Below are 13,185 nucleotides of genomic sequence, written 5' to 3' on the forward strand. Positions count from 1 at the left end.
AGCAGGACGCCGCCTGGCATAAGAATTAAAAAAAGAGATGACGTAATTGTCATCTCTTTTTTACATTGTTTTCAAAATAAAGGGGATTTTACTCAATGAATCATTTTTTCATGCCTATTGTTGAAGCATTAACAAAGCATAAACAGAAACAACCGGTTTCTTTTCATGTCCCGGGACATAAAAACGGACTGCTTGCCTCCTGGATGGATCTTTCCTTTGATATGACCGAACTAACCGGGCTGGATGACCTTCATGCCCCGGAAGGGTGCATTCAAGAAGCTGAAAATATGCTTTCTGATCTCTACGGCACGCTTGAAAGCAAATTTCTTATCAATGGAAGCACAAGCGGCAATCTTGCCATGATTCTTGGCGTTCTTTCAAAAGGAGATATTGTATTTGTTCAGCGCAACTGCCACAAGTCAATTTTAAATGCTTTGAAGATGGCAGAAGTTTTCCCGGTTTTTCTTGCTCCCGAGATAAACAAAACAACAAAAACCGCAGATCTTATTTCCGTTAAAACCTTGCTGGAAGCATATGAAGCCTATCCTGACAGCAAGGCTGTCATTTTTACATATCCGACGTATTATGGAATGACCGGCTCTTTTCAAGAACTGGTGAAGATCGCAAAAAATAATGGATCCTGGGTACTGGTGGATGAAGCCCACGGGGCGCATTTCAAAGCGGAAGGAAAGGGCATTCCATTGAGCGCACTGGAAATGGGCGCTGATGTCGTCGTGCAGTCTGCACATAAAATGCTGCCAGCCATGACTATGGGCGCATATCTTCATATCCAATCTCCAAATATTAACCGGGAGCGCATTCGTTTTTATTTACAGGCACTTCAGTCGAGCAGCCCATCCTACCCTTTAATGGCTTCTCTTGACTACGCGCGTTCTTATTTAGCTCTTTACGGGGATAAAGATTATGCATACTCAATGGCTGTAAAAAAAAGAATAGCTCATCTTCTTGAAGCCAAAGGATTCATTTGTTTAGCCGCAGACGATCCCTATAAGCTGCTTGTACGGGTAAAAGGACTGACGGGATATGAAGTACAGAAGCTGTTTGAAAACAATGATATATACGTTGAATTGGCTGATCCGTATCAAGTACTTCTGGTTTTTCCGCTTTTAAAAGCAGAGGACTCCTTTTTTGAAAGGCTCGTTTTAGAAAAGCTGGATCATTTGAAGATAAAAAAAGCAGGGTCTGTTATTTCGTATCCAACTATTTTGCCATCCGGGTATATATCTGCTTTAACATTGTCTTATAATGAGCATAGCCGTTATCAGAAAAAAGCTGTTTCACTTAAAGAGGCGGTAGACAGCATAGCAGCAGAAATGATTATTCCTTACCCGCCGGGTATTCCTCTTATTATGGAGGGAGAGAGCATTTCTGCTGATCAGGTGGAACAAATTAAATGGCTAATCAGCCAGGGAGCCCGTTTTCATGGCGGAAGCCGCTTAAATGAACAAAAGATTTTTGTGTTTCGGAAGGAGAACTAATGTGGCTGGACTATTTATTACAATTGAAGGACCGGAGGGAGCCGGTAAAACAACGGTACTTAATCGGATTGCAAAAAAGCTTCAGGAAAAAGGACAGGATGTTGTTCAAACAAGAGAACCGGGCGGCATTGTCATTGCCGAACAAATTCGCTCGGTTATTTTAAATAAAGAAAACACTGCAATGGATGCACGTACAGAAGCACTTTTGTACGCAGCTGCACGCCGTCAGCATCTGGCGGAGAAAGTAATTCCCGCCTTAAAGCAGGGCTCAATTGTACTTTGTGACCGCTTTGTAGACAGCTCGCTTGCTTATCAGGGCTTTGCGAGAGGGCTGGGAATGAGTGAAGTTGGTTCGATTAATGAGTTTGCCATTGGCGGGGTCATGCCCGAATTAACACTTTTGTTTGATGTGCGTCCTGAAATTGGGCTTGCCCGTATTCACCGTCATAATGGCCGTGAAGTAAACAGGCTTGATTTGGAGGATATTTCGTTTCACAAGAAAGTACGGGAGGGCTACTTGGCATTGGCCGAGCTGAATAAAGAAAGAATTGTAATTATTAACGCAGAACAAGAGGAAGAACGCGTTTTTCAAGACGCATTTTCTCAAATTGAAAAAGTGCTTAAGTAAAAGATTTGTTATAATGAAAGAAATCCTGTGAGAGGGGAAGATAGTATGAAGTTAATTATGGCAGTTGTACAGGATCAGGACAGCAATAAATTATCAAATGCGCTTATTAAGCATAAATTTCGCTCAACAAAGCTGGCTTCAACAGGCGGTTTTTTAAAAGCAGGAAACACGACATTTATGATTGGTGTAGAAGATGAACAGGTGCAGGATGCTCTTGAAATTATTAAAAAAAATTGCCAGTCGCGAGAACAGGTCGCCCCTCCCGTATCGCCGATGGGCGGCAATGTTGATGCGTACGTTCCTTATCCCGTGGAAGTTCCTGTTGGCGGTGCAACCATTTTCGTGCTTCCCGTTGAGCAGTTTCATCAATTTTAAAGGTCGTGAGTCACATGGTTAATCCATGGAAAAAAGCTGAAAAACGCCAGCCAGTTGTGATGAGGATGATTGAAAACAGCCTGCTGCGCGATCGTGTAGCCCATGCTTACCTGTTTGAAGGAGATCCGGGAACAGGAAAAAAAGAAACGGCCATGCTGTTTGCAAAAAGTCTGTTTTGCCTGGAGCCGCAGGATCAATATATACCATGTGGATCATGTATTAATTGCCGGCGGATCGAGAATGGCAATCATCCCGATCTTCATAGCATTGAACCGGACGGCTTGTCGATAAAAAAAGAACAAATTCATTATTTGCAGCGGGAATTTACAAAAACAGCAGTTGAATCTGGCTGGAAAGTATATATTGTTAATCAAGCGGACAAAATGACGGCGAGTGCAGCGAACAGCCTGCTTAAATTTTTAGAAGAGCCTTCCGCTAATACGGTGGCTTTTTTGTTAACAGAACAAAGCAGCCGTGTATTGCCGACTATTTTATCACGCTGCCAACAGCTGGCGTTTAAGCCAATGGATGCAGATGAGCTGAAACAGCGGCTGATCGAAGAAAGTATTAGTATCCCCATGGCGTCCATTTCTTCCAAGTTAACCAGCCATATGGAAGAAGCGGTCGCCCTGTCAAACGATGAGTGGTTTGCACAGGCACGTTCAATAGTGTTAAAATTATATGAAGGTCTAAAGGGAGGCGGGCTTTCAGCTATCGTTCCGCTTTCAGAAGATTTTCATTTGCATTTCAAAGAGAAACAGCAGGTCAGTCTTGCCCTAGATCTTTTCGTTCTCATTCATAGGGATTTGCTTTCCATTATGACTGATGAGAAGTACAGTCTTGCATTTCCTGATCGTCTCGCTTCTCTGCAGCAGGATGCTTTATATCTGTCTGCTGAAAAGCTTGCAGACCGCATGGCTGCCATTTTAGAAGCGAAGCGAAAACTAAACAGCAACATGAACCAGCAGCTGCTGATGGAACAGCTTTTGTTAAAGTTACAGGGGGGACACGCCTTTGTGTAATGTAGTAGGTGTACGCTTTAAGCAAGCGGGTAAAATATATTATTTCGATCCCGGCGACCTTAGTATTCAACCCGAAGATCATGTTATTGTGGAAACCGTACGCGGAGTTGAATATGGACATGTTGTAGTCGGACCGAAAGAAGTAGATGAAGATGACGTCGTTCTGCCATTGAAAAAAGTGATTCGGACCGCGGACCAGAAAGACCGGCTTGCGGTTCAAGAAAATAGTGAAGCAGCAATTCAGGCTTTTGAGACATGTACAGGCAAGATTTCTGAACACAAGCTTGATATGAAGCTTGTTGATGTAGAATATACCTTTGACCGGAATAAGGTAATCTTTTACTTTACAGCAGACGGACGCGTTGATTTCCGGGAACTTGTAAAAGATCTCGCCTCTATATTCCGGACGCGGATTGAACTCCGCCAGATCGGTGTCCGCGATGAAGCAAAAATGCTTGGCGGAATTGGACCGTGTGGACGAATGCTTTGTTGTTCCACGTTCCTTGGAGATTTCGAGCCGGTATCGATTAAAATGGCAAAAGACCAAAACCTGTCATTAAATCCGGCGAAAATCTCTGGTTTATGCGGCCGTCTAATGTGCTGCTTAAAGTATGAAAATGATGAGTATGAAGATGCACGCCGCGAGCTTCCGGATGTAGGCCAGAAAGTAAAAACACCAAGCGGCAGCGGACGCGTAACGGGCTTAAATGTTTTGGAGAGGCTCGTACAGGTCCATATTCCGGAATTAGAACGGACGCTTGAATTCTCATCTGATGAGATCGGGAAAGAAGGAGCCGTTTCTGTGAAAGCAGGTGATTGAGACGGTGGAAAAGTTAGACAAGAAAGGTATTTTTGATTCTGTCAGCCATATGGAGCTTCAAATCGGAGAGCTGTACCAGCAGCTTGGTGAAGTGAAAATGCAGCTGGCCGAAATACTTGAGGAAAACAATTCATTAACGATTGAAAATGAGCATTTGCGCCGGCGCCTTGAAGAATTAGAACGAGGCCATGAACAAAAAGCAGCGCAGGCGGTAAATGTGCAGGCGCGTGGAGCAGATATCGGTGAAGGCTACGACAACCTTGCACGTCTGTATCAGGAAGGCTTTCATATTTGCAGTGTACACTTTGGCAGCCCGCGCAAAGACGAAGACTGTTTGTTTTGTTTATCCTTTTTAAATAAAAAATAAAGAGAGTCAAAGGCCTTCCTTTTTACAAGGAAGGTTCTTTTGTGCAAGGAGAGTAAGAGAATGATCGAATTAAAAGAGGATGAGCGGCTTGATTATTTACTGGCCGAAGAACTGCGTATTATCCAGAGCCCGTCTGTTTTTTCCTTTTCACTTGATGCTGTTCTTTTGGCTCGTTTTGCCTCCGTTCCAAAAACACGCGGATATATTGTTGACCTTTGTTCTGGAAACGGGGTGGTGCCGCTTTTAATGTCAGCCAGATCAAAAGCGCCCATTATAGGAGTAGAAATACAGGAGCGGCTTTACGACATGGCGGTGCGGAGTGTGGCATATAACGGCCTGGACACACAGATTCACATGGTGCACGATGACTTAAAAAAAGCGCCCGAGCGGCTGGGAAAAGAAAAATACACGCTTGTTACCTGCAATCCCCCTTATTTTCTAACGCCTTCGGCAAATGAAGTAAATATGAATGAGCATCTGGCCATAGCCCGGCATGAAATTATGTGTACCCTCGAAGACTGTATTTTATCTGCTTCTCAGCTTTTAAAGCAGGGAGGGAAAGCGGCGTTTGTTCACCGGCCCGGCCGTCTGCTTGATATTGTTACTCTTATGAGAAAGTATCGGATTGAACCGAAGCGGCTGCGCTTTGTTTATCCGAAAGCGGGCAAAAAAGAAGCAAATACTGTTCTTGTTGAAGGTATTAAAGATGGAGCGCCGGATTTAAAAATTCTTCCCCCCCTTTATGTATACAATGAGAAGGGAGAATATACAGAAGAAGTGAGGACTCTGCTATATGGAGACGAGCCACCATTTTTACGTTGTTAAATGCAGTGACGGCTCCCTTTATGCGGGATACACAAATGATTTAGCCAGACGTATCAGCGTCCATAATGCCGGAAAAGGAGCAAAATATACACGAGCCCGCCTGCCAGTCCTTCTTATTCACAGTGAATCCTTTGAAACAAAACAGGAAGCAATGCGTGCAGAATACGCCTTTAAACAGCTTCCCCGCTATAAAAAAGAAACTTATTTACAGAAGAGAGGCGTGAACAGTGAATTCTCAAAAAAGCTTTGAAAAAGAAGCTGGCATGTTATACCTTGTGCCAGTTCCAATTGGAAATCTCGAAGATATCACCTTTCGTGCAGTCAGAATCCTGAAAGAAGCAGACGTGATTGCGGCAGAGGATACACGTAACACGAAAAAGCTTTGCAACTATTTTGAAGTAGCAACACCGGTTGTCAGCTACCATGAACACAGCAGTGAAGCAGCCGGACGGAAGCTGATTGGCCGCATGCAGTCAGGGGAGACAGTGGCTCTTGTCAGCGATGCTGGAACGCCCTGTATCTCGGACCCCGGGCATGAATTGGTTTTAATGGCAATTGAAGCGGGGATAAGCGTTGTGCCTCTTCCGGGTGCCAATGCAGCCGTGACAGCATTAATTGCATCCGGCATAGCGCCGCAGCCCTTTTATTTTTATGGTTTTTTGAACCGTGGAAAAAAAGATAAGAAAAAAGAGCTGGAGCAGCTGGCAAAACTACCGAACACATTTATTTTATATGAGTCACCGCATCGATTAAAAGAAACCCTTATACTGATGAAAGAATACATAGGGGAAGAGCGCCGGATTGTGCTGAGCCGGGAGCTGACAAAAAGGTTTGAAGAATTTTTGCGCGGCACTGTTCGAGAAGCAGCAAGCTGGGCAGCTGAATCAGATATCAAAGGGGAATTCTGCTTGATTGTTGAAGGAAGCGGTGAAGAACAGTCAGAGGGATTGCAGGAACAATGGTGGGCGGATATGACGATTGAAGCGCATGTCAGCCATTATGTGAATGGGCAAAGCATGAATTCAAAAGAAGCGATTAAACTGGTGGCAAAGGAACGGAATTTGCCAAAACGAGATGTTTACGCAGCTTACCATATATAAAAAAGGTGCCTTTACCGGCACCTTTTTTGCAAGCTTATTTTCCTTTAGCAAACGCTTCTTCGATTTCTTTTATCAAGATTTCAGCGCCTTCATGGCTAAGAATTAATTTTCCGCCGGCAAGCTTGATATTATCATCAGAAACTTCACCTGTTACCTGGCAGGTCATGCTTGGTTTGTACTTTTTAAGAATGATTTTATCGTCATCTACGTAAATTTCCAAAGCGTCTTTCTCGGCAATTCCCAGTGTGCGGCGTAATTCAATTGGAATAACAACCCGTCCAAGCTCATCTACTTTACGTACGATTCCTGTTGATTTCATTTTAAAACCCCTCTCAATATATATATATGTTTATTTTAAAGAGCATCGTATTAATTCATTCGTCAACATTCGACAAAAAACTTACCCTATGACGTAATTATACCAAGAGTTGCCATAAACGTCAATAAATAAAACTTGTTTCCTTTGGTAAGTGAAAAGCTCAAAAACATTGATTTATCAACATTTTATCTGGTAATAATTAAAATATCCCTAAAATCTCTTTTCTGAATTTGTCGAACACTGTCGAATAAAATCGTAAATTCGACAAAGAAATCGCTAGAAAAAAAAGTGTTCATATTTACATTTATTCGTATATGGGAGAGAATAAAAGAAGTGACTAAAAAAGCTTGCCATCCAGAAATGGGGGCTTTTTAAGGAGGACTTTGCAGTGAATGAGCTTAAAAAATCGTTTTATTTAACGACACCTATTTATTACCCGAGCGGCAACCTGCATATCGGGCACGCTTATACAACTGTCGCCGGAGATGCTATGGCACGCTACAAGCGGCTGCGCGGATTTGATGTCATGTATTTGACCGGGACAGACGAGCATGGCCAAAAAATCCAGGAAAAAGCTGATGAAAAAGGAGTTACACCACAGGAATATGTGGATGAAATTGTAGCCGGTATTCAAAATCTCTGGAAAAAAATGCATATTTCCAATGATGATTTTATTCGGACAACCGAAGAGCGTCACAAAAAAGTAGTTGAAAAAATCTTTCAGCAGCTTTTAGATCAGGGAGACATTTACCTTGGTGAGTATGAAGGATGGTATTCAGTTCCGGATGAAACCTTTTACACGGAAACTCAGCTTGTTGATAAAGAACTCAATGAACAGGGAGAAGTGGTTGGCGGAAAAAGCCCGGACAGCGGCCATCCTGTTCAAAAAGTGCGGGAAGAGTCTTACTTTTTCCGGATGAGCAAATATGCGGATCGTCTGTTGAAGTATTATGAAGAAAACCCTACATTCATTCAGCCGGAATCCCGTAAGAATGAAATGATCAATAACTTTATCAAACCGGGCCTGGAGGATTTGGCCGTTTCCCGCACAACATTTGACTGGGGCATCAAAGTGCCCGGAAATCCAAAACACGTGGTTTACGTGTGGATTGATGCTTTGTCAAATTACATTACGGCACTTGGCTATGGAACAGAGAACGAAGAGAAATATAAAAAGTATTGGCCCGCAGATGTTCATTTAGTCGGAAAGGAAATCGTCCGTTTTCACACAATTTATTGGCCGATTATGCTGATGGCACTTGACCTGCCGCTTCCTAAAAAAGTTTTTGCACACGGCTGGCTGCTGATGAAAGATGGAAAAATGTCAAAATCAAAAGGGAATGTGGTGGATCCTGTTACATTAATTGATCGTTACGGACTTGACGCGCTTCGTTATTACTTACTGCGTGAAGTGCCATTTGGATCTGATGGTGTTTTTACACCGGAAGGCTTTGTGGAACGAATCAACTACGATCTGGCAAATGATCTCGGCAATCTGCTGAACCGTACGGTAGCGATGATTAATAAATATTTTAATGGCGAAATTCCATCTTATGCTGGTTCAGAAGGGGAATTTGAAAAAGCACTTGTTGAAGCAAATGAACGAACCGTCCGGGAGTATGAAGAAGCGATGGAAAATATGGAATTTTCCGTTGCGCTGACGTCTCTCTGGCAGCTTGTCAGCCGGACCAATAAATATATTGATGAAACACAGCCGTGGGTGCTGGCAAAAGAAGAGAAAAAGGATGAGCTTGGCACTGTGATGTATCATTTAGCTGAATCGCTGCGCCGGGCGGCAGTTCTGTTAACACCGTTTTTAACAGCAACACCTGCAAAAATCTTTGAGCAGCTTCAAATTACGGACGAAAGCTTGAAAAACTGGGATAGCTTACACGAGTTTGGTGCTATTCCTTCTGGTGTGAAAGTCGTAAAGAAAGGGGAGCCGATCTTCCCTCGCCTTGATATGGAAGAAGAAATTGCTTTTATTAAAGAAAAAATGCAAGGCTCCGCTCCCGCTGCTGAAGAAAAGCCGGCGGAAGAATATGCACCGGTTGCAGAAGAAATCAGCATCGATGATTTTATGAAAGTTGACCTTCGTGCTGCAACGGTTATCGAAGCTTCTCCTGTTAAAAAGGCGGATAAGCTGCTGAAGCTGCAGCTGGACCTTGGTTTTGAAAAACGCCAGGTTGTATCAGGAATTGCGCAGTATTATAAGCCTGAAGAATTAGTCGGTCGGAAAGTGGTAGTAGTGGCCAACTTAAAGCCGGTGAAACTGCGTGGAGAGTTATCGCAGGGAATGATTCTGGCCGGTTCCAAAGACGGTATTCTAACGCTTGCAGAAGTGCCGGAAAACCTGCCAAACGGAGCCAAAATTAAATAATTGTTTCACGTGAAACAAAAGCAGGTGATAACATGCTATTTGATACACATGTCCATTTAAATGCGGATCAATTTCAGGAAGATGTAGAAGAGGTAATCAAACGTGCGCAAGAGGCGGGAGTAAGCAAAATGGTTGTGGTCGGTTTTGACCGGCCGACTATCAGCCGGGCGATGGAGCTTGTTGAAGCGTATGATGAGCTGTACGCGGCTGTGGGATGGCACCCGGTTGATGCAATCGACATGACAGATGAGGATTTAAACTGGATTGAACAGCTTGCAGCCCATCCTAAAGTAGTGGCTATTGGAGAAATGGGCCTTGATTATCACTGGGACAAATCACCGAGAGACATTCAAAAAGATGTATTTCGCCGCCAAATCCGGCTTGCCAAAAAAGTGAAGCTGCCGATTGTTATTCATAACCGTGAGGCAACACAGGATATTGTAGATATTTTAAAAGAAGAAGATGCGGGAGAGGTAGGCGGCATTATGCACTGCTTTAGCGGCAGCGCAGAAACAGCGCTCGAATGTGTGAAAATGAATTTTTACATTTCTCTTGGAGGCCCTGTTACCTTTAAAAATGCAAAAAAACCAAAAGAAGTAGCAGCGGCTGTCCCGCTTGAAAAACTTTTAATCGAAACAGATTGTCCTTATTTGGCGCCTCATCCATATCGGGGAAAACGCAATGAACCCTCATATGTAAAACTTGTGGCAGAGGAAATTGCTTCTCTGAAAAATCTTTCATATGAAGAAGTGGCTTCTGCCACGATGGAAAACGCGAATAAATTATTTCAACTTGATTAAGCAGGAGGCTCTGGCAGCCTCCTCTTTTTTAAATATCCGGTTTTTAACACTGCCGGGTGCAGTCCGGCAAAGCATGATAGTTCTCTGACTGTCCTTTCAAGAATAAATAAAAACGGTACGTTAAGGCACCATAGAGCTGTGTGTTTAGCATAGTGGAGGTAAAATGAAAATAAAGGAAATTATTGTGGTTGAAGGAAAAGATGATACAGTAAAAATCAAGCTTGCTGTCGATGCTGATACAATTGAAACAAAAGGGTCTGCGATTAATGATGATATAATAGAGCAAATACGCCATGCACAAAAAACAAGAGGCGTTATTATTTTAACCGATCCCGATTATCCGGGCCAGCGAATTAGAAGCTTGATTGCTGACAGGGTGCCGGGCTGCCGCCATGCTTTTTTGCCGAAAAAAGAAGCGATTGAAAAACATGGCCGTGGCGTGGGGATCGAGCATGCTTCTGTTGATTCAATCCGTAAAGCGCTGAGTGATGCTCAATATATGAACGAGGAAGCCGCAGAGCAAATTACAAAAGAAGATCTTATTTCAGCAGGCTTGATTGGCGGGCCGTCAGCTGCATCTAGAAGAGAAGCGCTGGGGCAAAAGCTGAAAATCGGCTATGTAAATGGCAAACAGCTTCACAAACGCCTGCTCATGTTTCAAATAACACAGGAGCGGTTTGCAGAAGCGTTAGCAGAAGTATTGGAGGAGGAACAGTCATGAAAGATATTGCAACGCCGTCCCGGACGAAAGACATTCTTGACCGGCATGGGTTTTCATTTAAAAAAAGCCTCGGCCAAAACTTTTTAATTGACCCGAATATATTACAGCGAATCACCGAAACAGCCCAATTAACAAAAGAAACCGGCGTCATTGAAATCGGCCCCGGTATTGGCGCGCTGACGGAGCATTTAGCCCGCTCGGCCGGCAAGGTCGTTGCTTTTGAAATCGACCAGCGACTGCTGCCAATTTTAGACGAAACACTGGCTCCTTACGATAATGTGAAAGTCATTAACGAAGATGTGCTGAAAGCCGATGTAAAAGAAGTAGTAGAGCAGGAATTTGCTCAGTTTGAACGGCTGATGGTTGTAGCAAATTTGCCTTACTACGTAACAACGCCAATCATTATGAAGCTTCTTGAAGATAAAATCCCGGTCAATGGTTTTGTTGTGATGCTTCAAAAAGAAGTGGGTGACCGGATTTCAGCGAAGCCCTCTTCAAAAGAGTATGGCTCTCTTTCCATTGCGGTTCAATATTACACAGAAGCCTCTATTGCGTTTATCGTACCGAAAACAGTCTTTATGCCGCCGCCTAACGTGGATTCCGCTATTATCAAGCTGGAGGTGCGTGATAAGCCGGCTGTTTCTGTTAAGGATGAGGATTTTTTCTTTTTGGTTACAAGAACATCATTTGCACAGAGACGAAAAACAATTTTAAATAATCTGGTTAATGGGCTGCCAGACGGAAAAGAAAAGAAAGAAGCCATTTCTGCTGCGCTCGAGGAAGCGGGAATTGAACCGTCCAGAAGGGGAGAAACCTTATCCCTTGGTGAATTTGCGGCTTTATCGAGTTGTCTGGAACAAAAAGGAATAAAGGGGAATTAACCGCTCTTCAAAATAGAGCGGTTTTTTTTGTGACCTTTGGAAATACTAGTGCTATCGAAAAAAATCGGTATTTGCCGAACGAAAAATATTGACATTGATAGGTACTGCTGATAAAATATTTTATTTATTTGACTGGAACGGTAGTTTATGCTATACTAAAAACAGTGAGGTGGATGCAAATGCCGAAAACATTAGCTGACATAAAAAGATCGCTTGATGGTCATTTGGGTAAAAGATTGTTGTTGAAAGCAAACGGTGGACGACGGAAGACAATTGAGCGCTCTGGTATTTTAACGGAGACGTATCCTGCTGTTTTTGTCGTAGAACTTGATCAGGATGAGAATTCATTCGAGCGCGTTTCTTACAGTTACGCGGATGTACTCACTGAAACAGTTGAACTGACATTTGAAGATACAGCGGCAGGCAATGCAGTATAAGTAACCTGCATTTTCTAAAGCTGCGCACCGGAGGGCCGGCTCAAAAGATTCGATTCGAATCTTTTGAGCCGGCTCTTTTTCTTTTGTGATAAAATAAGACAATAATTTATTGCGTATAATGTAAAGTAGGTGGATTGACATGAAATTAATGATTAAAGCACCAGCGAAAATTAATTTAACGCTGGATGTCCTGCATAAACGGCCGGATGGCTACCACGAAGTAGAAATGATTATGACAACGGTTGATTTGGCGGATCGGCTGGAGTTAGAAAGCTTAAACAAAAACGAAATTCGGATTATTTCACATAATCGGTTCGTGCCCGATGACAGCCGCAACCTTGCTTACCAGGCAGCAAGACTGCTAAAAGAACGATACGGTATTAAAAAAGGGGTATCAATCCAAATTGATAAAGTCATACCGGTTGCAGCCGGGCTGGCGGGTGGAAGCAGTGATGCAGCCGCCGCGTTAAAAGGGCTGAATCAGCTCTGGAATCTTGGGCTGTCACTTGATGAATTGGCGGAAATTGGAGCTGAAATCGGCTCGGATGTATCCTTTTGTGTGTATGGCGGCACAGCGCTGGCAACTGGACGGGGAGAGAAGATTGAGCATTTGCCGGCGCCGCCGAACTGCTGGGTTGTTCTCGCAAAGCCGACGATTGGCGTTTCCACTGGTGAAGTATATAAAAGCTTAAAGCTTGATCGCATGAAGCATCCGAATACAAAAGCCATGATTGAAGCCATTAAAGAAAACGATTATGATAAAATGTGCCGTAACATGGGAAACGTATTGGAATCGGTCACTTTACAGGCGCATCCAGAAGTCGCGCTTATTAAAGAGCAAATGAAGCGTTTCGGAGCAGATGCGGTGCTGATGAGCGGAAGCGGCCCGACAGTTTTTGGCTTGATCCGTCACGATTCTCGAATGCACCGCGTGTATAACTGCCTTCGTGGCTTTTGTGATCAGGTATATGCAGTTCGTATGCTCGGAGATGGAGACTTGGTTGATTAAAA

Annotated in this window: 16 protein-coding genes; 15 read left to right on the forward strand and 1 reads right to left on the reverse strand. The window is 43.5% G+C overall.

The genetic code is table 11. The features are described 5' to 3' along the window. The first annotated feature begins 95 nt into the window (after nucleotides 1–95). The 9 genes from VP98_RS00005 to rsmI all read left to right on the forward strand — a co-directional run bounded on the left by VP98_RS00005 (nucleotide 96) and on the right by rsmI (nucleotide 6,636). Nucleotides 96–1,499 (forward strand): aminotransferase class I/II-fold pyridoxal phosphate-dependent enzyme, encoded by a 1,404-nt coding sequence (locus VP98_RS00005; protein ID WP_046173289.1) that lies wholly within the window; start codon nucleotides 96–98, stop codon nucleotides 1,497–1,499. Between the two features lies 1 nt (nucleotide 1,500). Beyond that, complete coding sequence (tmk, locus tag VP98_RS00010) at nucleotides 1,501–2,127, forward strand: dTMP kinase (RefSeq protein WP_231584084.1); 627 nt, start codon at nucleotides 1,501–1,503, stop codon at nucleotides 2,125–2,127. A 45-nt stretch (nucleotides 2,128–2,172) separates the two neighbouring features. Beyond that, entirely contained in the window at nucleotides 2,173–2,502 is a 330-nt protein-coding gene (locus VP98_RS00015; protein ID WP_046173291.1) for a cyclic-di-AMP receptor, read from the forward strand. Between the two features lie 14 nt (nucleotides 2,503–2,516). Further along, entirely contained in the window at nucleotides 2,517–3,524 is a 1,008-nt protein-coding gene (holB, locus tag VP98_RS00020; RefSeq protein WP_046173292.1) for a DNA polymerase III subunit delta', read from the forward strand. Next, nucleotides 3,517–4,344 carry a PSP1 domain-containing protein gene (locus VP98_RS00025; protein WP_046173293.1) on the forward strand — a complete coding sequence of 276 codons (828 nt, stop codon included), beginning with the start codon at nucleotides 3,517–3,519 and terminating at the stop codon, nucleotides 4,342–4,344. Before holB ends, VP98_RS00025 begins: the two co-directional genes overlap by 8 nt. A 49-nt stretch (nucleotides 4,345–4,393) precedes the next feature. Further along, nucleotides 4,394–4,711 (forward strand): DNA replication initiation control protein YabA, encoded by a 318-nt coding sequence (gene yabA, locus VP98_RS00030; RefSeq protein WP_046173331.1) that lies wholly within the window; start codon nucleotides 4,394–4,396, stop codon nucleotides 4,709–4,711. Between the two features lie 63 nt (nucleotides 4,712–4,774). Further along, nucleotides 4,775–5,536: a tRNA1(Val) (adenine(37)-N6)-methyltransferase gene (locus VP98_RS00035; protein ID WP_231584087.1), complete on the forward strand. Its 762-nt coding sequence runs from the start codon at nucleotides 4,775–4,777 to the stop codon at nucleotides 5,534–5,536. Then, nucleotides 5,505–5,786: a GIY-YIG nuclease family protein gene (locus VP98_RS00040; protein ID WP_046173295.1), complete on the forward strand. Its 282-nt coding sequence runs from the start codon at nucleotides 5,505–5,507 to the stop codon at nucleotides 5,784–5,786. The genes VP98_RS00035 and VP98_RS00040 overlap by 32 nt, the downstream gene beginning before the upstream one ends. Then, on the forward strand, nucleotides 5,764–6,636 hold the full coding sequence (gene rsmI, locus VP98_RS00045) for a 16S rRNA (cytidine(1402)-2'-O)-methyltransferase (RefSeq protein ID WP_231584085.1): 873 nt from the start codon (nucleotides 5,764–5,766) through the stop codon (nucleotides 6,634–6,636). Before VP98_RS00040 ends, rsmI begins: the two co-directional genes overlap by 23 nt. A gap of 34 nt (nucleotides 6,637–6,670) precedes the next feature. On the opposite strand, the gene VP98_RS00050 is transcribed toward rsmI, so the two are convergent. Further along, entirely contained in the window at nucleotides 6,671–6,955 is a 285-nt protein-coding gene (locus tag VP98_RS00050; protein ID WP_046173296.1) for an AbrB/MazE/SpoVT family DNA-binding domain-containing protein, read from the reverse strand. 352 nt (nucleotides 6,956–7,307) lie between these two features. Between VP98_RS00050 and metG the strand changes: the two genes are divergently transcribed. The 6 genes from metG (at nucleotide 7,308) to ispE (ending at nucleotide 13,183) form a co-directional block, all read left to right on the forward strand. Then, nucleotides 7,308–9,335 carry a methionine--tRNA ligase gene (gene metG / locus VP98_RS00055; protein WP_082087771.1) on the forward strand — a complete coding sequence of 676 codons (2,028 nt, stop codon included), beginning with the start codon at nucleotides 7,308–7,310 and terminating at the stop codon, nucleotides 9,333–9,335. A gap of 32 nt (nucleotides 9,336–9,367) precedes the next feature. Then, on the forward strand, nucleotides 9,368–10,135 hold the full coding sequence (locus tag VP98_RS00060; protein ID WP_046173298.1) for a TatD family hydrolase: 768 nt from the start codon (nucleotides 9,368–9,370) through the stop codon (nucleotides 10,133–10,135). Between the two features lie 163 nt (nucleotides 10,136–10,298). Then, on the forward strand, nucleotides 10,299–10,856 hold the full coding sequence (rnmV, locus tag VP98_RS00065) for a ribonuclease M5 (protein WP_046173299.1): 558 nt from the start codon (nucleotides 10,299–10,301) through the stop codon (nucleotides 10,854–10,856). Continuing rightward, nucleotides 10,853–11,737, forward strand: coding sequence for a 16S rRNA (adenine(1518)-N(6)/adenine(1519)-N(6))-dimethyltransferase RsmA (gene rsmA, locus VP98_RS00070; RefSeq protein WP_046173300.1), 885 nt, complete (start codon nucleotides 10,853–10,855; stop codon nucleotides 11,735–11,737). Before rnmV ends, rsmA begins: the two co-directional genes overlap by 4 nt. 179 nt (nucleotides 11,738–11,916) lie before the next feature. Then, nucleotides 11,917–12,174 (forward strand): biofilm formation stimulator Veg, encoded by a 258-nt coding sequence (veg, locus tag VP98_RS00075; RefSeq protein WP_046173301.1) that lies wholly within the window; start codon nucleotides 11,917–11,919, stop codon nucleotides 12,172–12,174. Nucleotides 12,175–12,313: 139 nt separating this feature from the next. Further along, complete coding sequence (gene ispE / locus VP98_RS00080; RefSeq protein ID WP_046173302.1) at nucleotides 12,314–13,183, forward strand: 4-(cytidine 5'-diphospho)-2-C-methyl-D-erythritol kinase; 870 nt, start codon at nucleotides 12,314–12,316, stop codon at nucleotides 13,181–13,183. Nucleotides 13,184–13,185: the final 2 nt, after the last annotated feature.

This window comes from Domibacillus indicus, from assembly GCF_000970685.1.
GTDB classification, from domain to species: Bacteria; Bacillota; Bacilli; order Bacillales; family Domibacillaceae; genus Domibacillus; species Domibacillus indicus.